The sequence below is a fragment of the Fodinicola acaciae genome (genome assembly GCF_010993745.1).
GTDB classification, from domain to species: Bacteria; Actinomycetota; Actinomycetes; order Mycobacteriales; family HKI-0501; genus Fodinicola; species Fodinicola acaciae.
Window position 1 is genome coordinate 1,798,873 of sequence record NZ_WOTN01000002.1, and the last position, 18,331, is coordinate 1,817,203.

An 18,331-nucleotide genomic window follows, 5' to 3' on the forward strand; every position below is an offset into this window, starting at 1 on the left:
CACATGGTCACCACCAAGGACGTCGCGGCGCTGGCCGGCGTCTCGCAGGCGACCGTCTCCCGTGTCGTGCACAACCATCCCGGAGTGACGGCGCAGACCCGCGAGCGCGTGCGGGCGGTGCTCGCGCAGACCGGATACCAGCCCAACCTGGCCGCGCGGATCATGCGTACGCGCAGGTCAGGCACGGTCGGACTGGTGGTCGACGATGTCGTCAACCCGTTCTATCCGGAGCTGATCCACAGCATCAGCGCCGAGCTGGCCGGCCGCGGCCTGCGGATGATCCTGTGGGACAGCGCCGGTCCCGGCGAGGAGTCGGCGATCGAGGCCATCGACCAGCGCCTCGTCGACGGCCTGGTCTTCACGACCGCGACGCCGCAGTCCAAGGCGCTCTCGCGTGCGATCCAGCGCGGCGCGCCGGTGGTGCTGGTCAACCGTACGGTGGCCGAGCTCGACTGCGACCAGGTCGACGGCGACAACCGCGCCAAGGCGCACGAGGTGGCCGGCTATTTCGCGGCAGCCGGTCACCGGCGGGTCGCGATCGTCGACGGCCCGGCCGCGGCGAGCACGGCCCGCGAGCGCGGCGCGGGCTTTCGCGCCGGCTGTGCCGCGTACGGCCTCGACCTGGTGACCCGCGACGGCGACTTCACCTTCGAGGCGGGTCGCGCGGCCGCAGCCGACCTGGATGGCGCCACCGCGGTCTTCTGCACCAACGACCTCAGCGCGCTCGGCGTCCTGGACGTAGTCGGCAGGCGAGTGCCCGACGAGGTCTGGGTCGTCGGCTACGACGACGTGGCGATGGCCGGCTGGGACACCTTCAGCCTGACCACCGTCCGCCAGCCGCTCGCCGACATGGCGGCCGCGGCGCTGGACCTGCTGCTGCAGCGCATCGAGCAGCCGTCCGCCCCATTCACGCACCGGCGGTTCAAGGACCCGTGGCGGATCCGCCGGTCCACCGCACACACACCTCTGGAGAGCACATGAACGTCAGTGAGACGGTCGCCGCGATCATCGCGGACGTACGGACCCGCGGCGACGAGGCCGTACGCGAACACTCGGCGCGGCTGGACCGCTGGTCGCCGGAGTCGTTCCTGCTCGACCGCGAGGAGGTCGAGCGGATCGTCGGCGGCGTCGACGACCAGGTCATCGAGGACATCCGGTTCGTGCAGCAGCAGGTGCGCCGGTTCGCCGAGCACCAGCGTGCCTCGCTGACCGAGTTCGAGGTCGAGACGCTGCCGGGCGTACGGCTCGGCCAGCGCCACCTGCCGGTGTCCGCCGCCGGCGCGTACGTGCCGGGCGGTCGCTATCCGCTCACCGCGTCGGCGCACATGACGATCGTGACAGCCAAGGCCGCCGGCGTGGAGCGGGTCGCGGCCTGCACGCCGCCGCTGCGCGGCGAGATCCCGCCGGCGACGGTCGCGGCGATGCACCTGGCCGGCGCCGACGAGATCTACATCCTCGGTGGCGTGCAGGCCGTCGCGGCGCTGGCGCTCGGCACCGAGTCGATCGGCAGGGTGGACATGCTCGCCGGCCCCGGCAACGCGTACGTGGCCGAGGCCAAGCGGCAGCTGTTCGGCGAGGTCGGCATCGACCTGTTCGCCGGACCGACCGAGATCCTGGTCATCGCCGACGAGACCGCCGACCCGTTCGTCGTCGCCGTCGACCTGCTCAGCCAGGCCGAGCACGGACCCGACTCGCCGGCCGTGCTGATCACCACCTCACCGGAGCTGGCGGCGGCCGTCGGACAGCACATCGAGGAGCTGCTGCCGGGCATGCCGACCCGCGACTACGCCGAGCCGGCCTGGCGCGACCACGGCGAGATCCACACGGTCGCCTCGCTGGAGGACGCGTACGCGCTGGCCGACCGCTATGCCTTCGAGCACGTCGAGGTGCTGACCGCCGAGCCGCGCAAGGCACTGGACGCGATGCGCGACTATGGCGCGCTGTTCCTCGGCGAGATGACCTGTGTGTCCTACGGCGACAAGGTCATCGGCACCAACCACGTGCTGCCGACCCGCGGCGCGGCGCGCTACACCGGTGGCCTGTGGGTCGGCAAGTTCCTCAAGACCGTGACCTATCAGGAGGTCACCGACCCGGCGTCCAGCGCGATGCTCGGTGAGGTGTGCGGACGCGCGGCGCGGGTCGAGCTGTTCGAGGGACACGCGCGCTCCGGAGACGTACGCGCCGCGAAGTTCGGCGACGGCCAGCTCGCGTGGAAGCCGTGATCGCCGGTCGTACGGCGCTGGTCACCGGCGCCGGCAGCTCGCTCGGCCGCGCGATCTCGGGCGAGCTGTCGGCGCGCGGTGCGCGGCTGATCCTGGTCGGGCGTACGGCGCAGACGCTGTCGTACGCGCTGCCAGGCGAGAGCCGGGTCGCGCTCTGCGATGTCGGCGATCCGGCCTCGGTCGAGGCACTCCGGACCGAGCTGGCCGGCGAGACGATCTCCATCCTGGTCAACAACGCCGGTGTCGCCGGTCCGGTCAAGCCGCTCGTCGAGATCTCGCCGGAGGAGTGGGACGAGGTCTTCGACGTCAACGTCCGCGGTGTCTACCTGATGTGCCAGGCTTTTCTGCCGCCGATGATCGAGCGCGGCGGGGGAGATGTCATCAACATCGCGTCGGTGAGCGGAAAACGGCCGTTGGCGCGGCGTACGCCGTACTGTGCCTCGAAAGCGGCGGTGATCGGCCTGACCACCACGCTGGCCACCGAGGTCGGTCCGTCCGGCGTGGCGGTCAACTCGCTGTCGCCGGGACCGGTGCGGGGTCCGCGGATGGAACGCAACTTCCGGCTCGAAGCCGCGCGTACCGGGACGACGGTCGAGGAGGCGGAGCGTGCGTACGTGTCGCGCGCGGCTCTCGGCCGGATGCTCGAGGAGCGCGAGGTCGGCCTGGCGGTCGCGGCGATGCTGGAGATGCCTGGTTTGACCGCTGCCGACATCGACCTGTCCGCCGGGATGGTCGGTCGCTAGTGGTGCGTTTCCGACAGCCAGCGGTAGGGTCGTGAGGATGTTCAGCCGGTGCAGTGACCGGATCGTGTTCTGCACCTCGGATGGCGCTGGTGGCAACGAAAATCCCCACATCGGCAGGTCGTACAGCTGGTCGAGCGGCTGTCCGGAGTCCTAGCCACGGCGTACGGCGGTGGCGAGGTTTTCCAGATAGCTGACCAAAGCCGACAGCGCCGGCTCGGCGTCGCCGACGAACGCGTGGCCTGGTACGAGCGTGTCGGTGTCGATGACGGCCCGCACGGCTCTGACCGTACGCGCGTACCCGACCGGATCGCCGATCAGCGCCATCGGCGGCATGCCGGGAGAAATGAAGTTGCCGGTCCAGGTGATCTTCGCGTCCGGCACGTGCGCGAGCGCGTCGCCGGCGCCGTTTCCCGGTCCGCAGTGCCACAGCCGTACGACCCGGCCACCGAGGTCGATCGCGCAGTAGCGGTCGAAGGTCAGGTCAGGCAGCCGCCAAGCTGACCACCTCGTCGAGCACTTTTCGGTCACCGTACATGCTTTCCGACCGTATCCGCTTCTCCGCCGGCAGGTCGGTCATCGCGGCTTTGTTGATACGCGAGGAAACGATCGTCCGCTCAGTTGTCTCGTGCACGACGGGAAGCATTTCCGCACCTTTCCGGGACGAGTGCAGCGGCGAGGAAAAATGCGACATGGTCGTCGACCATCTTGCGTGCCGCGGCGAGATCGGTCGGTTTTACGTTGGCGTGCAGGTGAAGCACACGCGGCACCTGCAGCGGAGCGAACAGCTCCCACACAAGCTGCCGCGCCGGCACGTCCGAGCGCAGCAGGCCGGCGCTTTGCCAGCGCTCGAACGGCTTCCGCAGCAGATCGCGGGTGGCCTCGATCGAGTCGGTCAACCCCCGGACGCCGGCCGCGCCGCTGCCATCCTGCAGCATGACGCGCAGGAAGCGGCGCGCTCGCGGAGTGCACCACTGCGTCCAGATTTCGTCGACCAGACGCGGAATCGCCTCAGCTGGAGGAGTGGCGGCCAACGCGTCCACCTCGATCGGCGGCGACTGCGCCGACATCGGTCCGGCCGCCGCGAAGAGCGCGTCGTAGATCGCCTGTTTGCCAGCGAAATGGCCGTAGATCGCGCTGTCGGTGACATCTGCAGCGACGCCGATCTGCCGCACCGTGGTCGCCGCGTACCCCTGCCGCGCGAACAGTTCCAGCGCCGCGTCGAGTAACCGCTCCTTGGTCGCCGCGCCGTCACTGTTCGGCGGCCTGCCGGGCCGGCGCGCTGAGGTGGCCATGCCTGAATTAAATCAGCGCTCACTTAATTATGTAAGCCGCGCGCGATCCACGTCGGGGCTGCGATAGGCACGCTCGGGGATCTGAGCGAGCGTCGACTCGTGCACCTGCGGGCCGAGGCCGTAGAGCTTCTGGAAGCTCATGATCAGCGGCCGCCATTTGTCCGGGTCGATCCTGTTGGCGGTGCCGTCCATCCGGATGTCCTCGTGCACGTGTACGCGCTGGATGCGCACCTCGACGGCGGCGATGCCGCCTTTCTGCTCCGGATCGTCCTCGGCGACCGGATGTACGGCCTCCACGACCGCCTCCAGGTTGACCGGACACTCGGCCACTCTCGGCGCCAGCACGGTCTCCGCGGCCAGCGGCGTCAGGCCGGCACGGCCGAACTTGTCCGGAACGAACCGATAGCCGCGTTCCTGCTTGTACGGCGGCACCGGATTCACGCCGGTCGTCAACGCCAGCCGGTCGACCGCCGCGACGAGCGCGTCAGACGGCAGGTTCAGCACGCATTCGCCGGTGCGCTGCATGTTCCTGACGGTCTGCGACCGCCTACTCATGCCGAGCATCGCTCGCCAGCCGAGCCAGAACGCCGACGACATCGGCGCCAGGTTGGCCGAGCCGTCCTCGTTGCAGGTGGAAATCAGCACCACCGGCGTGCCGAAGTACAGGATGGCCGGCTCGATGCTGGTGTGCGTCGAAATCGTCGTTGTCATGATTTCCATCCTGGCGGCGGATCCGGACCGACGCTGGCGGAAATCGGACGTGTGTTTACCGCACTACCGGTGCGCCGGCTGTGCCGCGCACTCGGTGCTCGGCGCCTGGCCGGGGTCCTGGCAGCTCATCGGTGTGGTCTCGGCCGGGAAAAGGTCGAGGTGATAATGCAGGATCAGCGGTCCGTGCCAGTTGATGCCGGCCGGTGTCGGTGGCGCGGCCGGCGCCGCCGGCCGCTGGCCGTGCTGTCGGCCGGTGGCGGCCTCGCGCCGAAACGTCGTGCTGGCCTCGAAACCGACGTGCCGATAATTGCTTTCCCTGTTGAAATCGTGCGCGACCGTGAAGTCGTTGTAGAGCACGCGCCAGTCGGCGCCGATGCTCCGAGCTGACGCGTCGATGGCACGTAGCATCGCCATTGCCGACTGGTACGGATAAAACCCGCGATGCTCCGGATCGAGCCGGTCGACGGTGTGCAGGTCGATGTCGACGGAAAGGCCAAAGCCGGAAACGTCGCCGGACGCATGCGTGCAGCTGTAGTTGTTGACCGAATAATGGCCAAGCGCGGCGGCGACCGGCGACGGTGCGCTGGACGCGCGGTCGGTTGCTTCGCCGCGCAGCCGGCAGAGGAATTCGCGCAGTGGCGCGGCGATTCCGACACCGGTGCCGTACGGCGCGATCGCCACTCGTGGCGGTCGCGGTCCGGTGAGTGGATGCCAGCCGCGGCCGGCCAGTCCGCGCGGCATCAGCGTCTGGAAGTCCAGCTCCTCGCGTCGTGCGATCGTCCAGCCGCGCCGGATCGTCTGCAGCTGCTCAAGCAACCAGTCATGCTGCCGGCACCATTCGGCCGTCATCTGGCGCGCGTACTCGCCAGCCTCGACCGGCGCCGCCGGCCGCCGGCGTCCCGGTGGTGGTAGGAGTTGGTCGCGCAACCGGTTGAGGCGCGGACGCATCCGCCTGACCCACACCTCGCCACGCAGTCGCGCTATCGCGCCGAGCATCGTTTCGTTGTAATCCGTACGATAATGAGCGAACTGGCGGTCGGACGCGGCCTGGCGACCGGCACTGTCGCGCGGCCGCTGCCGGTCGGCGAAGCAGTCGGCCAGCTGGCGAGCGAAAACGGCCAGCACCGCGATGCTCTCGAAGTCCTCCGCGGCTCGTGGCGGTGTCGGCGGGACCGGCAGTTGGGGTCGCGGACCGGTCGACGGTGGAGGTGTGGTGAGCGCCGGTGGCGCGTCGGGACATGGTGTCGTGACCGGTGGAATGTCTGGCAGCTCCGCGCAAAACACGCGTTCCGGTGGGGCTTGCGGCGCGTTGGGGTCGACCGCCGGCGGTGCCGCGGCTTCACCGGGACACTCACCGGCGGTCGCCTGAGCCGGCGGCGCCGTATCGGTCGCAGCGGCGTCCGGACCGGAGGCGGCGGCATCGCCAGTGTCGCGCTGGAGCTGTGCGGGCCGCTCGTCATCGTGGCAGGGACATTCGGATGGCGGAATCGACCCGCAGCGTTGGATCGCCAGTGTGACGGCGCGATTGCCGGCGGACTGCTGCAACATCAACAGGCCGTGCCGGCCGGCCGGTCCGCGTGGCGTACGCCGAGCGGCCGTCACCGGCGGTGCGTCCACGGCCAGGCGCAGCATCGAATCCTCCGAGGTGGCGGCGGTTTCGACCATGATGCCGGCCGGCCGGGGATCGTCACATGAGTATTCAGGTACTCAGGTTTTCGGCGGGTTCCGCCGTCGTGGCGCGGCGCCGGATCCGCGAGTCCAGCAGGAGGACCAACGCGGCCGTGACAACGGTGACGACGAGCAGGCCGACCTGGTCAAACGTCGTATGCGCCGCCGCGCTGCCGACGAGACTGTGTCCGACCAGCGCGCCACCGGCCAACGCCAAGGCGTGTCGGTCCGTCCAGCCGGCGGCCGCCGACCACCGGCGTATCGGCACGTACGCGCCGACACAGACGGCAGCGGTGGCGACCATCGGCGCCAGGACCCACCAGCCACGTGTGAACGATGGTTGTGTCGCACCGCCAAACGGAAACAGCAGTCCGAGCGCGAGGATGGCGGCCACGCCGCCGACAATCCACAGCACCGGCAACGGCGGCACCTTCACCGAAGTGCGATCGACGTTCGCGACCTTTCGTGGCAGCACCTTCAGCGCGATCACGCCGACAACGACGACCGCCACCACGGTCCCAACCAGGACCCACAACGGCGCGACGTAACCTGGATCCTGGCTCGGCGGCACCGAAATCCGCAGCAACCCCAACCCCAGCAGCGCCACGATCGCGGTCACCACCAGACCAAACGTCTTCAGGTACGGCACATCGCGGTGCGAAGGAAACATCAGGTCGGTCAGCAAGATCGGGATAGCCGCACTGAAAACCACGTGATAGATGGCGTTCAGTTCCCAGTACGGCAGGTTCAGGCCGAAAACCCGCGCACCCCAGTCGGCCGCGTGGTAGAGGTGCGGACTGGACAGCGCCTGCAGGCCGATGCCGTCCTCAACCAGCTCGTACGCGAAGCCGAGCAACAGAATGCTCGGCCAGCCGCGGCCGGCGCGGCGCACCAGCTCGCGCACCAGCAGGATGCCGGCGCCATAGATCGGCAGCCACAACAACACCAGCCACGCCATCCGCAGCGGCGTACTGAAGGCCAGCTCGGCGACCAACGGTGTCACCAACACCAGCACCAGCGCGGCAACACGATTTGGAGTCGTTTTCACGCGGCGAACCTATCGCCGCCGAACACAGGCCGCCATTTATCACGCACCGGCGGACCGGCGGCCGATACGGAAGTGGCAGCGCACACCTACTTTCGGACCATGCCGCCGGTTACCGCTAAAACGCCGTCACGGGGTCAGCACGGTCTTGCCGGTGAGCTTGCCGGCCGCCGCCGCGTCGTGCACCGCGGCGAGGTCGGTGAGCGGCCGCCGATCGACCACGTCGACCACGAGCTCGCCGCGGTCGACGAGGCCGACAAGGTCGGTGAGCTGAGCCGCGTCGCTGCGTACCATGACGTTCCGCGTACGGACGTGGTCCGGACCAGGAGTCGTGGTGCTGACGAAAACGCCGCCATCGGCCACCAATTCCGCCAGCTGTGCGGTTTCCTCGGCGCTGGCGCGTACAAGTTGCAACACGATGTCGAAACGCCGGCCGGCGACCGCCTCGAGCACCGGTGTCGCGGTGTAGTCGACGACCTCGTCGGCACCGTACGACCGGACGCGGTCCTGGCTGCGCCGGCTCGCCGTCGCGGTCACCGTCGCACCGGCGCGTTTCGCCAGCTGTACGGCGAATCCGCCGACTCCGCCGCCGGCGCCGTTGACGAGCACGGTCTGGCCGGCGGTCAGCTCGGCGTACTCGAACAGCGCCTGCCAGGCCGTCAGGCCGGCGACCGGCAGTGCCGCGGCATCGGCCAGCTCACCTGACCGTGGCGCCGCGGCAAGGATTTTCGCCGGCACCACAACGTATTCCGCCGCCGCGCCTGGCTCGGTCGCCGGCAGGAACGCCACCACCGCGTCGCCGACGCTCCAGCCGGTGACACCGTCGCCGACCGCACTGATGACGCCGGACACGTCGACGTTTGGCGTGTGCGGAAACCGTATCGGCATCGCGTCGCGCAGGATCCCCAGCCGGATCGCCACGTCGAGCATGTTGAACCCGGTGCCGGCGACCCGGACGACAACCTGCCCGGCACCGGCCACCGGCTCCCCGGTTTCCTCGTACGCCAACACGTCGCTGTCGCCGTACGCGGGATAACGCATCGCCTTCATGACCACTCCAGTTGCTTCGAAGTTGAAGTACAAGACGAAGCGTAAGTGCTTCGAATTCGAAGTGCAAGCGCTTCGGACTCGAAGCAGGTAAGTTGACGGGAGTGAGTGGATCACTGGTCGATCCCGGCATCGACTCGCCGGAGCCCGAGCAGCTGGCTGCCTATTTCGCGCTCACCGAGGCGGTCAGCCTGCTGCAGCACCAGGTCGAGCTGCAGTTGCGTGCCGACAGCGGACTCAGCTCGGTGCAGTTCGGGATCCTGACGCGGTTGGCCGGCGGCGACGGCCAGCTGACCATGACCCAGCTCGCCGACGGGGTCGTCTACAGCCGCAGCGGACTCACGTATCAGGCCGGCCTGCTGGAAAAAGCCGGCCTGATCACCCGTGGCCCGAGCGTTGACGACGAGCGATCGACGGTGGTCACGATCACCGGGAAAGGCGTGGCGCTGGTCAACCGGCTGTTGCCCGGCCACATCGAGGTCGTCCGCCGGCTGCTGTTCGAGCCGCTGTCCGACCGTGACCTGCGCCGCCTCGGCGACATCATGTCGCGCGTACGCGACCACATGCGGCGGCAGCCGCCACGGTCAGCGACGCCGCGTAAGCGCCGCTAGCAGCCGCGACTGCGCGAGCGCACCGCCGACCACCGCGCACATGGCGCTGATCGCGACGATCGGCAGCAGGAACATGACGCCGTAAAGGATCCAGGCGATCGGATAGATCGTGGCCGGCTCGGTGATCGCCGTGACGATGGCCTCCACGACGGTGACCAGGCCGACGTTGACCAGGGCCGTGACCGCGCCGACGCCGCCCGCGATCGGCACCGGCCGGCGACGTCCGACGACGAAGCCGGCGATGAGGCCGTACGGGACGAGGATGAGGCTGGCGAACAGCGGGACCGGCGCGTCGACGCCGCGCCACCAGTAATCGCAAAACGTCACGAACAGGCCACAAACCAGCCCGTGCAGGCAGCCAGAGGACCAAACGAACCGAGCGGCACCGCTCATCGCGCCCTCCTTCCGCCGCGATTCTAGTTGCACCCGGCCAGGACGTTGGTGGTGGCGCGGCTGGTTGATAGAGGGAGAACCTCCGGGTCGGAGTGGCGTGTCGAGGCCGAGGAGGCCGAGCGTGGCGGCAGGTCTACGCCAGAAACACCGAACGATCGGCCGCCCCTTGCACCATGGCTCCAGCACTACAACACTCAACACCGCCACAGCGCACTCGGAGACAGGCCGCCAATATCTGCTCCCGAGCCGCCCTGCCATGCCAGGCTGAGATGCATGGGGACGCGCTTGGTCCTCGTCTCAACATTCCGATAGCTGAGGCGAGGAAACAAGCGCTTGTGTTGTTGGTTGGTGGTCCACCTGTTCGGTTCAGCCGTACAGGTGGTAGGTATTTCGCAGCGGCTTTTGCTCGTAGTCCACATCGAGTGGTGGGATGAACTCCGGGTGGCCGTTGTTCATCCGTACGGTCCAGTCGGTGTGGTGAATTTTCGCGATGATGGCGGTCGCAGAGCAACACGCAATTTTCCAGACATGTGGTGCCACCGTCCACCCATGACGATGTGGTGCGACCGCGTGTGCCGGACGGGCCGCGTGCATCCGGGCCGGGTGCAGCCTTTGTCTCGTGCGATCAACGCTTTCCGCAGCTCTGGGCCGGCCAGCCGTTCCTTGCGGCCGACGTCCAGTGGTACGCCTTCGGAGTTGAGGATGACCGGAATAATGTCCGCGTCGCAGGCGAGGCGGCGGGCGGTTTCCGGGCTGATGGTGAGGCCTTCGTACGCACGCGCCACACCCAGACAATCGCGGAGCATCTCCCAGGAGATAGGCATGCAACCGGGTGCCGAGCCGGTAGAGCCGACCGGCGTCCATGTGCTTGGCGCACTCCACCACGGCCGCTTCGGCTTCGCGGCGCTGCTGGAAGTCCACGTGCGCCGGCAACCTCGTGATCACCGTACGGATCGCGTCCAACTGCGAGTCCGCGAGGTCGCCGCGGCGCATGGCTTGGGCGGCGAGGTCCAGCTTCGGCGCCAACATCTCACCGTTCAACGCCATGCCCGGGCAGAACGCGCGAGCGCGCTGCACCCGGCGACTGGCCTCGGTCGGGGAGAGCAACAACTGGTCTTCCAACAGCTGCTGGATGTTTTTCGCCTCCAGCTGCTCGTACGCCTCTTTGTGCTCGATCGCGTTCACGATATTCAACACACGCGCCGCGGCCTTGCGATATTCACGCTCGGCGTCACGCAGCATCGCCGCGAGCGCGTCCGCGTCTTCTTCCGGCCATGGGTCACCGACTGGCGCGGTGGTGGCGGAAGGAGTGGTCATGGCTCCAATAATACCGGCCACACCGACAAAACCACGCCACCAACCACGTCGGTGGATAGCATTTTCCCTTCGCTGCGAGTGAAACTGACTTCGAGGCGCCGGCGATTTGAAGCCGACGGCGAGGCGGTGACCTCGGCCAATGTTTTCTGGCGAGGCACCAGCTACCATCTCACCGGGGCGAACTTCGCGTAGCAGACGGCGACTGGCTGGCCGGCCGACGATGACTTGGTGACCGCCACCCTGCCGTCGACGGTGACCGTGCAGGTGACGGTCTTTCCGTCGGCCGCCTGGACAAGCAGTTGTACGACCTGCAGCGGCTGGTCGGCCGGCCACTGGTAGTTGTCCTGCCACGGCAGCGAAACGCCACTTTCCTTGCGCACCAACCCGGTTCCGGTCGTGTCGTAGGTGAGCGACACCGGTCCGGCGCCGGTCACGGCGAGCTTGACGTGCCGCACCGGATGCTTCTTCGGCGCCGGCTGACCGGCGGTCGCACGTCCCTGGTCGACCTCGGCTTTCGGTGTGGTCGTCGACGAAACCGTGGCAGCGGTGGTCGCGCGCTGCTGGCTGGATCTTAGCCAGATCGTGCCGCCGGTCGCGGCCGCGAACACCAGCACGGCCGCGACCGACGAATACAGGACGATCCGGAGCTTGGTGACGGTCGGCATTCAGCACACCGCGTCGGTCGGTTTGGGGTTGGCCAGGCCGAAAAGCGGCCGCAGGCGCAGGCCGGCGTACGTGCCGGCGATGGCCAGCAGGCCCCACAGCCAGCCGTGCAGGCTGAAGGAGGCGATGCCGGAGAAGTACGCGCCGATGTTGCAGCCGCCGGCCAGCCGCGCGCCATAGCCCATCAGCACACCTCCGATCACCGCGCCGAGCGCGAGCTTCCACGGAATTCCGCGGTGCAGCACGAAAGCTCCGGCCGCGGCGGAGGCGATCAGCGCGCCGAGGATGATGCCGAAGTCCATCACCGAGGTCTTGTCGAGCAGGACCGAGGCGTCCAGCGCGGCGGCGTTTTTCGGCACCTGCCAGTAGGCCCAGTGCGCCACGTCGACACCGAACAGTTGCAGGAATTTGGAGCCCCACAACGCAAACGCGAAGGTGATGCCCCACGGGCTTCCGGAGAAGAAGAGCGTCGCCGCGTTGAGCACGGCCAGGCCGATGGCGCCGACCCACAGCGGCCACGCGCCACGGACGGCGCGCAGGAATCCGCTCGCGGTCGGCGGTTCCTCGACCGCCGGAGGCTTGCGGCGCCGCTCGACCCAGTACGAGATGCCGACGATCACCGCCATCGCGGCCAGCGAGATCGCCAACGCACCCGGATATCCGAGCGGTGTCTTGGCCAGCGACACGGTCGGCCCGGTCGGGATCGTCTTGCTCCAGAAGGTGAAGTTGGCGGCGCCCAGCACCGATCCGGCGATGAAACCACCGAGCGTGATGAGGATCGAGGTCTGTCCGCTGCCGACGGCGTACAGCGTGCCGGAGGCGCACGAGCCGCCGAGTTGCATGCCGACACCGAAAAGAAACGCTCCGACGACGACCCCGGCGCCGACCGGTTGCAGCGATGCCTGTGGCGTGGCACCGAAACCGATGCCGCCACCGAGCAGGATCGCGAAGAGCACGCACGCGACCGCGAGCATCAACATGTGTGCGCGCAACGCTTTCGGCTGGCCGACCGCGACGAGCTGCCGCCAGGCCGAGGTGAATCCGAACCGTGAGTGGAAAAGTACCAGACCGAAAAGCAGGCCGAGGACATACAGGATGACCGTCTTGCCGCCGCCGACCGCGAAAATCCAGCCGCCGAGGCCGACGGCCAGCACCGCGCCGACGCCGATCACCGCCCATTTCGCCGGTGGCGCCACCGGTCTCGTGATCCCCGTGGACAGGCTTTCGTCCGCTACCGCCATGTCAAACCTCCTATGATGTCGCCGGATCCGGCAAAGACCCGGTGATCGGTACGACCGTGCCGTCCGGCAGCCAGCCGAGCGCGGCACCTTCGTGATGCATCTCGAACTCGGCCGGCAGGAAGCCGACCGGCGATGCCGCGTAGAGCTGCGTCGGCGCGGCCAGCGGTTTTCCCAGCCAGCCAAGATAACCCGACGCGGTCGGATAGTCAGAGCCGAAACCGCGCGCGACCGCTGCCGCGTACTGGCCGGGCCCGGTCTCGTGCGGGTTGAACCGCAGCGGCAGGATCGACCCGGCGTTGTTGCTGAGCACCGGCGCCGACAGCAGCCACGGCGCCAACCAGACGCCGGCCGTGTACGCCGTGCCGGTCACCTTCAGCTTTTCCGCCGCCGGCGTCCAGCCGGAGACGACGACCAGGGCACCTGGCCGGTTTCCCTTTTTCTCCGCCGAAACCGGCAGGTGCAGCGCGGCCGCGGTGGTGCGTACGAGTGCGGCCGCCGCCTGCGACCGTGGCGACAGGTCCGACAGCACGGTGATGGCTGGCACCTTCCGCGCGGCCAGGAATGTCAACAACGATCGCAAAGACGCGTCGTCGGCGGCCGACAGGCGATCGCTCGGGCAACTGGTCAGTGGCGTGTTTCGACCGGCCACAACGGATCCGAGCGCCGCGCTCGCGCACTCGGCGGCGTCCGGTCCGATCGCGCCGGCGACCGTACGGCCAGCCGCGCCCGTGTCCGCGCGGACGGAAGCGCTGCTGTTTTCGTGTGAGATGGTCAAAGTGCTGCGGCCGGGCGGCAACGTGACCACCGCCCAGCCGCCGGCCGCACCCGGCTGTGCACCTGCGCGTACGGGTGCGCCACCGTCGACTGCAACCGACACGTCGTTGGCATTGGCGCCACCGATGTGCACGAGGTTGAGTCCCGGCCGGCTCGGCGTGACCAGCACCGGTGTGCGTGCGCCGGCCAGGTTCAGCTGACGCAGCAACGGTGTTCCGGGAGTCGGCAGTGGATCCGGTGGCGGGAACGCGGCCAGGCTCGACCAGGCCGCGAGCGCAACCGCGACGCCGGCGGCCTGGAAGGTCGCCAGCGGCACTCGGCGCGCCTGGATGGCCACGCCGGCGATCACCGCGATCGTTTCGATGACGGTCACCAGTCCGTACGGTGTCAGCCACAGCCGCTCGTCGAAGGCCAATCCCTGCAGCGCTGCCAAAACAACCGCGCTGACGAGCACGACGGCGGCAGCCGCGTACGAGATGACGCCGGTCCGTGGTGCCGTCACGGCCCGGTCGCCGGCGGTCCACAACGCGACCGCCGCGCCGAGCCAGACCGCCAGCGCGGTGACGTGGACGAACCCGACCCACGCCACCGCACCGGTGGAGTCGATGACCGCTTCGACCGCGACGAGCACGGCCAGGACCGCGCCGCCGGCGACGCTGAACCGCGACAGGTTTTCGGTTGCCGGCAACGCCGCGACCACCAACGTGACGGCGACCTGCGCCGCGACGACCGGCATCGGCACGCCGTCGCCGGTCGTCGTGAGGCAGGTCAGCGCAGCCACCCCGGCCGCGGCCCAACCGATCCACCTCGCAACGGTGGACGGCGGACCGGCCAGTGGACGCACCAGTGCGCCACCGGCCACCGTGGCGGTGCTGAGGATCAACAGCACGCGGCCGATCGCGGCCAGGGTGAGCTCGCCGGCGTCGGTGCCGCCGGCGTGCGCCATTTCGGTGATCATCTGTTACGCGACATCCTCATCCGCGACGACGAACAGCTCGGAGTGCGGTTTGGCGTTGCCGAGCTTGCCGTGTGGCCACGACTGCCGGTTGAAGTCCACGCACGGCGTGCCCTCGTTCTCGTCCCGGAACGTGGTGTCCAGTGACAGCGCACCGGTTTTCGGGTTGGAGTCGACGATGCAGACCTTGTGGTTGCCGTCGATCCCGGTGCGCGCGACGAAATAGTTCGACGTGGCGATCCGGGTGGTCTGCTTGGTCTCGTGGTAAAGACCGTCGCCGCCCAGCACGAAGTTGTCGAGCGTGCCCCAGTGCGGCCCGCCGTCGATCTTCTGGATGCCGGCGATCGTCGGCGCGTCCGGCTCGTCGCCGCCGCCGGTGATCTCGTCGGCCGTGTCGATGCTGACCTTCGGGTTTTCGCCGGAGGCAAGGAGTTTCTCGATGTTCAGCGACACGACGTAGCCGGGCGAACCGGGATCGCTCGGACCGTAGATGCCGGCCGGTCGGCCGATCACCGCGTGGTAGAGGTATTTGTCGTCCAGGCTGGTCTGCAGCCAACCGCCACCGTCGTTGCCGGCCGGGAACTGCGACGATCCCAGCGCCGCCGCGGCGGTGGTGTCGTCGAACACCTCACGCCACTTCGGATTCGCCGCGGTGATGTCCGGTGTGTAGAAGATCGCACCGCCGGACATGGTCTCCGCGAAGGCCCCCTTGTGGTTGGGCAGGTTGGTGACCGTGGTCTCCATCACCGCGCGGTTTTCGTTGCGCAGTGGATCATCCGGGTTGGACCGCGGACCTTTCGGCAGGTAGTTCACCGACACGACCTTCGGATGCGCGCGGTCCTTGATGTCCCAGATCCGTACGGTCGGACGCCGCAGATAAGGCGACGGCGCCTTTACCGGATCCAGGATGATGTTGCGCGGTTCGGCGTAATCGCTGGTGATCAACCGGTCCAGGTCTTCGCGCACCTGGATGCCGTGCGGGTTGGCGCAGGTCGGCGTCACGGTCGTCGGCAGGTCGAGGCACTGGCTGGCGTCCTCGGCCTTCCCGGTCGCCGCCGGCGCCTGTCCGAGCACCTTGCCGTGCTGGTCGAAATGCACCAGCTCACCGGGAGAACCGGCGAACCCGTTGCCGATCACCGTCTTGCCGTTGGGATAGACGTACGGACCGGGGACCACCGGACCACCCATGTAGGTGCCGTAGGCGGTGCCGTCCTTGAGCACCCAGTACGCGTCCGGCACCGAGCCGCCGAGCGTCTGGGTCGGCAGGCTGATGCCGCTCAGGCTCACCTCTGGCAGCTTCTTCACGTCGAAAACGTAAGTCGCGGCACTGAAAAGTCCACCGGCGTAGATCTTGTCACCCTTGTGCCAGATGTACTGCACGTGGTGTGGCTCGTTTTCCACCAGCGGACCGACGGTGACGGTGTTGACCACCTTGCCGTAGGTCGGCGAGCCTTTCGTCGCGTCGATGACGGCAAGGAAATCGGGGCCAGGCAACGCATCGGTGACCGTCTTGCCGAGCGAACCGAGGTCCACCGACAGGCCGCCGGGCAGGCTCTTGCCGGTTTTCACCGCGGTGTCGGCGATGTTCTCGTCGCCGGCCCAGACGACCAGCCATTCCTTGCGTTTTCCGGTCGCCGCGGTGCTGGCCAGTTGCCGGTCGAGATGGTTGGTCGCGGTGTAGAGCTTTCCGTCCGCGCCGGTCAGGCTCGACACGAGCTGTTCGACACCGGCGCTCGCGGCCTGCTGGCCTGGCAACACCAGCGCCGCCGCCGCCAGGCCGAAGGCTGCCACCAGTGCGGCCGGCCTTCGTCGGCGGGATTTTCCGGGCAGGGGCATCTGCCACTCCTTGCTGGGAAAAGGGGAGAGAGAGGAGTGTGGTTTGGGCACGCGGCACCGACCGGTCCGTACGAACACACCGGTTGTGGCGGGAAAAAAATCAGGAAGCCGGTCGCCGGTTGACCGGGACCGCGAAGAGAATCAGCGCCGCGACGCTCTTATGAGCGCGGACAGACGCTGCTCGCCTGCCGGACAAGATCGACGTACCGGCGAGCGACCAGAAGAAGTCGCCATTCCACGCGGAGGAGTATTCAGACCAGTACACGACAATGTCAAGTCAAGGTGGTCTAAAACGCCCACCATTCGGGAACTTTTTCCGCTCGTACCCCGACCGGGTCGGATTTCCGCTGCTCAGCAACGATATCTCGGGTCCAGAGGAATAAATATCTCTTGATCCGAGTCATCAGCGGCGCACCGTTTGGCTGGCCAGCCGGTCGCGCAGCTCGGTCAGCCGCCGGATTTCCGCGTCGATAACGGCGAGCCGGCGTTCGACGACCCCGCTCGTGCGCGCACACACGCCTTCGCCATAGCGCGGCATTTCGCCGGGCTCCAGCAATCGCAGGCGGTCGGCGCGCGCTGCGAGGTCGTCGACGGTGAGACCAAAGGCCAGCAGCTCGCGGATGACACGTACGCGCGCGATGTCGTCGACGCCGTATTCGCGTTGGCCGGCCGGGGTCCGGCGAGGTGGTGGCAGCAGTCCGCGTTGCTCGTAGAAACGCAGCGCGCGCGGCGTCGTGCCGGCGGCCGCGGCCGCGTCACCAATTCTCACCGGTCACTCCTCACAACTCCACGACGACAGTCCCGATGTGCTTGCCGCTCATCACTTCCTGCAACGCTCGCGGCGCGCTTTCGATACCCGGCACCCGTACGTGCGGAAATACGACGTGCCCGCCGGCCAGCCAACCGCCGAACCGGTCCTGCCATTGCGACCGGATCGCCGGATCGTCGACCCTGCCGACACCGCGGATGCTGATTCCTTTGAGGATGAGCGAAAAGGTGTCCAGCTCGACCGGCGCGGTGGCGCCGTCGCCGGCCGGCGAGAGCTGGCTGGCCAACGTGCCGACCAGGCTCACACGCGCTCCCGTGCGGGCGGCGGCGACCGCGGCACGCAGCTCGTCGCCGCCGACGTTGTCCACGACCACGTCGATGCCGTCGGGCGCCGCATCGGCGATGGACCGCTGACCGCGTACGACTGCCACGTCATAGCCGAGTTCGGACACCATCCGGTCCGCCTTGGCCGGCGATCCGGTCGTACCGATCACCCGCGCCGCACCGAGCTGGCGAGCGATCTGCGCGGCCAGCGAGCCGACACCACCGGTGCCGCCGGTGACGAGTACGGTCTCGCCCGGCCGCAGGTCGGCACACTGGGTCAGCGCCAGATAGGCCGTCCACCCGGAGCCGAGATGGACGACCGGATCGTCGAAGACCTTGCCCAGCGGCGTGCAGGCCCCGGCCGGTACGGCGGCGTACTCGCGCCAGCCGGACCAGTGCGAGACCAGGTCGCCGGCCGCCAGGCCGCTTCCGCCGGGCGCCGTGACGACCTCACCGACCGTCGCCGACGGCAACGAGTCTCCTGGCCGTACGGACGGCAGCGGGGTGCCTTCGGTCGCCCCTGACAGCAACGGACGCAACCGCGCGGAAACCTGGAAGAAAAGATTGCGTACCAGAACCTGGCCGGGTCCGGCGGCCGGTGTCGGCACCTCGACGACGGCGAAGTTTTCCAGCCGTGGCAGGCCGTCTGGCACCGACACGAGCCGGATTTCTTTGGACGACACGATAACGCTTCCCTTGGGTAGGTGACGGAGTCAGGCGC

At 68.4% G+C, this 18,331-nt stretch carries 21 protein-coding genes and 1 pseudogene; 6 read left to right on the forward strand and 16 right to left on the reverse strand.

The annotated features are described in order from the left end of the window. Positions 1 to 3: 3 nt before the first annotated feature. Genes GNX95_RS23650 through GNX95_RS23660 form a run of 3 tightly spaced genes read left to right on the forward strand, consistent with a single transcriptional unit; the run spans position 4 to position 2,965 of the window. Entirely contained in the window at positions 4 to 981 is a 978-nt protein-coding gene (locus tag GNX95_RS23650) for a LacI family DNA-binding transcriptional regulator (RefSeq protein ID WP_163509569.1), read from the forward strand. Then, positions 978 to 2,222 (forward strand): histidinol dehydrogenase, encoded by a 1,245-nt coding sequence (hisD, locus tag GNX95_RS23655; RefSeq protein WP_163509570.1) that lies wholly within the window; start codon positions 978 to 980, stop codon positions 2,220 to 2,222. The genes GNX95_RS23650 and hisD overlap by 4 nt, the downstream gene beginning before the upstream one ends. Next, positions 2,210 to 2,965, forward strand: coding sequence for an SDR family NAD(P)-dependent oxidoreductase (locus tag GNX95_RS23660; protein WP_343034941.1), 756 nt, complete (start codon positions 2,210 to 2,212; stop codon positions 2,963 to 2,965). The genes hisD and GNX95_RS23660 overlap by 13 nt, the downstream gene beginning before the upstream one ends. Before the next feature lie 150 nt (positions 2,966 to 3,115). Here the strand turns inward: GNX95_RS23660 and GNX95_RS23665 are convergent, their stop codons facing one another. The 7 genes from GNX95_RS23665 to GNX95_RS23695 all read right to left on the reverse strand — a co-directional run bounded on the left by GNX95_RS23665 (position 3,116) and on the right by GNX95_RS23695 (position 8,731). Beyond that, the gene (locus tag GNX95_RS23665) at positions 3,116 to 3,493 is read right to left on the reverse strand and encodes an MBL fold metallo-hydrolase (protein WP_163509571.1); all 378 of its coding nucleotides are present in this window, start codon (positions 3,491 to 3,493) and stop codon (positions 3,116 to 3,118) included. Then, positions 3,447 to 3,596 (reverse strand): hypothetical protein, encoded by a 150-nt coding sequence (locus GNX95_RS23670; protein ID WP_163509572.1) that lies wholly within the window; start codon positions 3,594 to 3,596, stop codon positions 3,447 to 3,449. Before GNX95_RS23670 ends, GNX95_RS23665 begins: the two co-directional genes overlap by 47 nt. After that, the gene (locus GNX95_RS23675) at positions 3,580 to 4,257 is read right to left on the reverse strand and encodes a TetR/AcrR family transcriptional regulator (RefSeq protein ID WP_163509573.1); all 678 of its coding nucleotides are present in this window, start codon (positions 4,255 to 4,257) and stop codon (positions 3,580 to 3,582) included. Before GNX95_RS23675 ends, GNX95_RS23670 begins: the two co-directional genes overlap by 17 nt. A gap of 27 nt (positions 4,258 to 4,284) precedes the next feature. Next, entirely contained in the window at positions 4,285 to 4,968 is a 684-nt protein-coding gene (locus GNX95_RS23680) for a flavin reductase family protein (protein ID WP_163509574.1), read from the reverse strand. Positions 4,969 to 5,031: 63 nt separating this feature from the next. Continuing rightward, complete coding sequence (locus GNX95_RS23685; protein ID WP_163509575.1) at positions 5,032 to 6,600, reverse strand: hypothetical protein; 1,569 nt, start codon at positions 6,598 to 6,600, stop codon at positions 5,032 to 5,034. Positions 6,601 to 6,667: 67 nt separating this feature from the next. Then, the gene (locus GNX95_RS23690; RefSeq protein ID WP_163509576.1) at positions 6,668 to 7,684 is read right to left on the reverse strand and encodes a hypothetical protein; all 1,017 of its coding nucleotides are present in this window, start codon (positions 7,682 to 7,684) and stop codon (positions 6,668 to 6,670) included. 126 nt (positions 7,685 to 7,810) lie between these two features. Beyond that, positions 7,811 to 8,731, reverse strand: coding sequence for an NADP-dependent oxidoreductase (locus GNX95_RS23695; RefSeq protein WP_163509577.1), 921 nt, complete (start codon positions 8,729 to 8,731; stop codon positions 7,811 to 7,813). Positions 8,732 to 8,832: 101 nt separating this feature from the next. On the opposite strand from GNX95_RS23695, the gene GNX95_RS23700 reads away from it, so the two are divergent. Then, positions 8,833 to 9,339, forward strand: a complete 507-nt coding sequence (locus tag GNX95_RS23700; RefSeq protein ID WP_246281713.1) for a MarR family winged helix-turn-helix transcriptional regulator — start codon at positions 8,833 to 8,835, stop codon at positions 9,337 to 9,339. On the opposite strand, the gene GNX95_RS23705 is transcribed toward GNX95_RS23700, so the two are convergent. After that, positions 9,313 to 9,732, reverse strand: coding sequence for a hypothetical protein (locus GNX95_RS23705; RefSeq protein WP_163509578.1), 420 nt, complete (start codon positions 9,730 to 9,732; stop codon positions 9,313 to 9,315). The genes GNX95_RS23700 and GNX95_RS23705 overlap by 27 nt on opposite strands. A gap of 149 nt (positions 9,733 to 9,881) precedes the next feature. Here GNX95_RS23705 and GNX95_RS43360 point away from each other — a divergent pair. After that, positions 9,882 to 10,044 (forward strand): annotated as a pseudogene (locus GNX95_RS43360) (integrase core domain-containing protein); the annotation flags it as partial. A 140-nt stretch (positions 10,045 to 10,184) separates the two neighbouring features. Here GNX95_RS43360 and GNX95_RS44380 read toward each other — a convergent pair. Further along, on the reverse strand, positions 10,185 to 10,556 hold the full coding sequence (locus GNX95_RS44380) for a DUF222 domain-containing protein (RefSeq protein WP_425483911.1): 372 nt from the start codon (positions 10,554 to 10,556) through the stop codon (positions 10,185 to 10,187). On the opposite strand from GNX95_RS44380, the gene GNX95_RS44385 reads away from it, so the two are divergent. Next, positions 10,555 to 11,241 (forward strand): hypothetical protein, encoded by a 687-nt coding sequence (locus GNX95_RS44385; RefSeq protein ID WP_163509580.1) that lies wholly within the window; start codon positions 10,555 to 10,557, stop codon positions 11,239 to 11,241. The two genes, GNX95_RS44380 and GNX95_RS44385, sit on opposite strands and share 2 nt — an antisense overlap. On the opposite strand, the gene GNX95_RS23725 is transcribed toward GNX95_RS44385, so the two are convergent. The 7 genes from GNX95_RS23725 to GNX95_RS23750 all read right to left on the reverse strand — a co-directional run bounded on the left by GNX95_RS23725 (position 11,211) and on the right by GNX95_RS23750 (position 18,293). Further along, positions 11,211 to 11,714, reverse strand: coding sequence for a hypothetical protein (locus GNX95_RS23725; RefSeq protein ID WP_163509581.1), 504 nt, complete (start codon positions 11,712 to 11,714; stop codon positions 11,211 to 11,213). The genes GNX95_RS44385 and GNX95_RS23725 overlap by 31 nt on opposite strands. Then, entirely contained in the window at positions 11,715 to 12,953 is a 1,239-nt protein-coding gene (locus tag GNX95_RS23730) for a YeeE/YedE family protein (RefSeq protein ID WP_163509582.1), read from the reverse strand. It abuts the gene before it with no gap. A 10-nt stretch (positions 12,954 to 12,963) separates the two neighbouring features. Next, on the reverse strand, positions 12,964 to 14,685 hold the full coding sequence (locus GNX95_RS23735; RefSeq protein WP_163509583.1) for a hypothetical protein: 1,722 nt from the start codon (positions 14,683 to 14,685) through the stop codon (positions 12,964 to 12,966). Between the two features lie 3 nt (positions 14,686 to 14,688). Next, complete coding sequence (locus GNX95_RS23740; RefSeq protein ID WP_163509584.1) at positions 14,689 to 16,518, reverse strand: hypothetical protein; 1,830 nt, start codon at positions 16,516 to 16,518, stop codon at positions 14,689 to 14,691. A gap of 158 nt (positions 16,519 to 16,676) precedes the next feature. Then, a complete protein-coding gene (locus GNX95_RS44390; RefSeq protein ID WP_425483917.1) occupies positions 16,677 to 16,757 on the reverse strand; it encodes a putative leader peptide in 81 nt (26 codons plus the stop codon). A 164-nt stretch (positions 16,758 to 16,921) separates the two neighbouring features. After that, positions 16,922 to 17,287: a MerR family transcriptional regulator gene (locus tag GNX95_RS23745; RefSeq protein WP_163509585.1), complete on the reverse strand. Its 366-nt coding sequence runs from the start codon at positions 17,285 to 17,287 to the stop codon at positions 16,922 to 16,924. Positions 17,288 to 17,297: 10 nt separating this feature from the next. Further along, entirely contained in the window at positions 17,298 to 18,293 is a 996-nt protein-coding gene (locus GNX95_RS23750; RefSeq protein WP_222853841.1) for an MDR family NADP-dependent oxidoreductase, read from the reverse strand. Positions 18,294 to 18,331: the final 38 nt, after the last annotated feature.

Coding starts and splice junctions, on each gene's coding strand:
- GNX95_RS23650 (WP_163509569.1), top strand. CDS start 4: ATGGTCACCACCAAGGACGTCGCGGCGCTGGCCGGCGTCTCGCAGGCG.
- hisD (WP_163509570.1), top strand. CDS start 978: ATGAACGTCAGTGAGACGGTCGCCGCGATCATCGCGGACGTACGGACC.
- GNX95_RS23675 (WP_163509573.1), bottom strand. CDS start 4,257: ATGGCCACCTCAGCGCGCCGGCCCGGCAGGCCGCCGAACAGTGACGGC.
- GNX95_RS23680 (WP_163509574.1), bottom strand. CDS start 4,968: ATGACAACGACGATTTCGACGCACACCAGCATCGAGCCGGCCATCCTG.
- GNX95_RS23685 (WP_163509575.1), bottom strand. CDS start 6,600: ATGCTGCGCCTGGCCGTGGACGCACCGCCGGTGACGGCCGCTCGGCGT.
- GNX95_RS23695 (WP_163509577.1), bottom strand. CDS start 8,731: ATGAAGGCGATGCGTTATCCCGCGTACGGCGACAGCGACGTGTTGGCG.
- GNX95_RS23705 (WP_163509578.1), bottom strand. CDS start 9,732: ATGAGCGGTGCCGCTCGGTTCGTTTGGTCCTCTGGCTGCCTGCACGGG.
- GNX95_RS44385 (WP_163509580.1), top strand. CDS start 10,555: ATGCAACCGGGTGCCGAGCCGGTAGAGCCGACCGGCGTCCATGTGCTT.
- GNX95_RS44380 (WP_425483911.1), bottom strand. CDS start 10,556: ATGCCTATCTCCTGGGAGATGCTCCGCGATTGTCTGGGTGTGGCGCGT.
- GNX95_RS23725 (WP_163509581.1), bottom strand. CDS start 11,714: ATGCCGACCGTCACCAAGCTCCGGATCGTCCTGTATTCGTCGGTCGCG.
- GNX95_RS23730 (WP_163509582.1), bottom strand. CDS start 12,953: ATGGCGGTAGCGGACGAAAGCCTGTCCACGGGGATCACGAGACCGGTG.
- GNX95_RS23735 (WP_163509583.1), bottom strand. CDS start 14,685: ATGATCACCGAAATGGCGCACGCCGGCGGCACCGACGCCGGCGAGCTC.
- GNX95_RS23740 (WP_163509584.1), bottom strand. CDS start 16,518: ATGCCCCTGCCCGGAAAATCCCGCCGACGAAGGCCGGCCGCACTGGTG.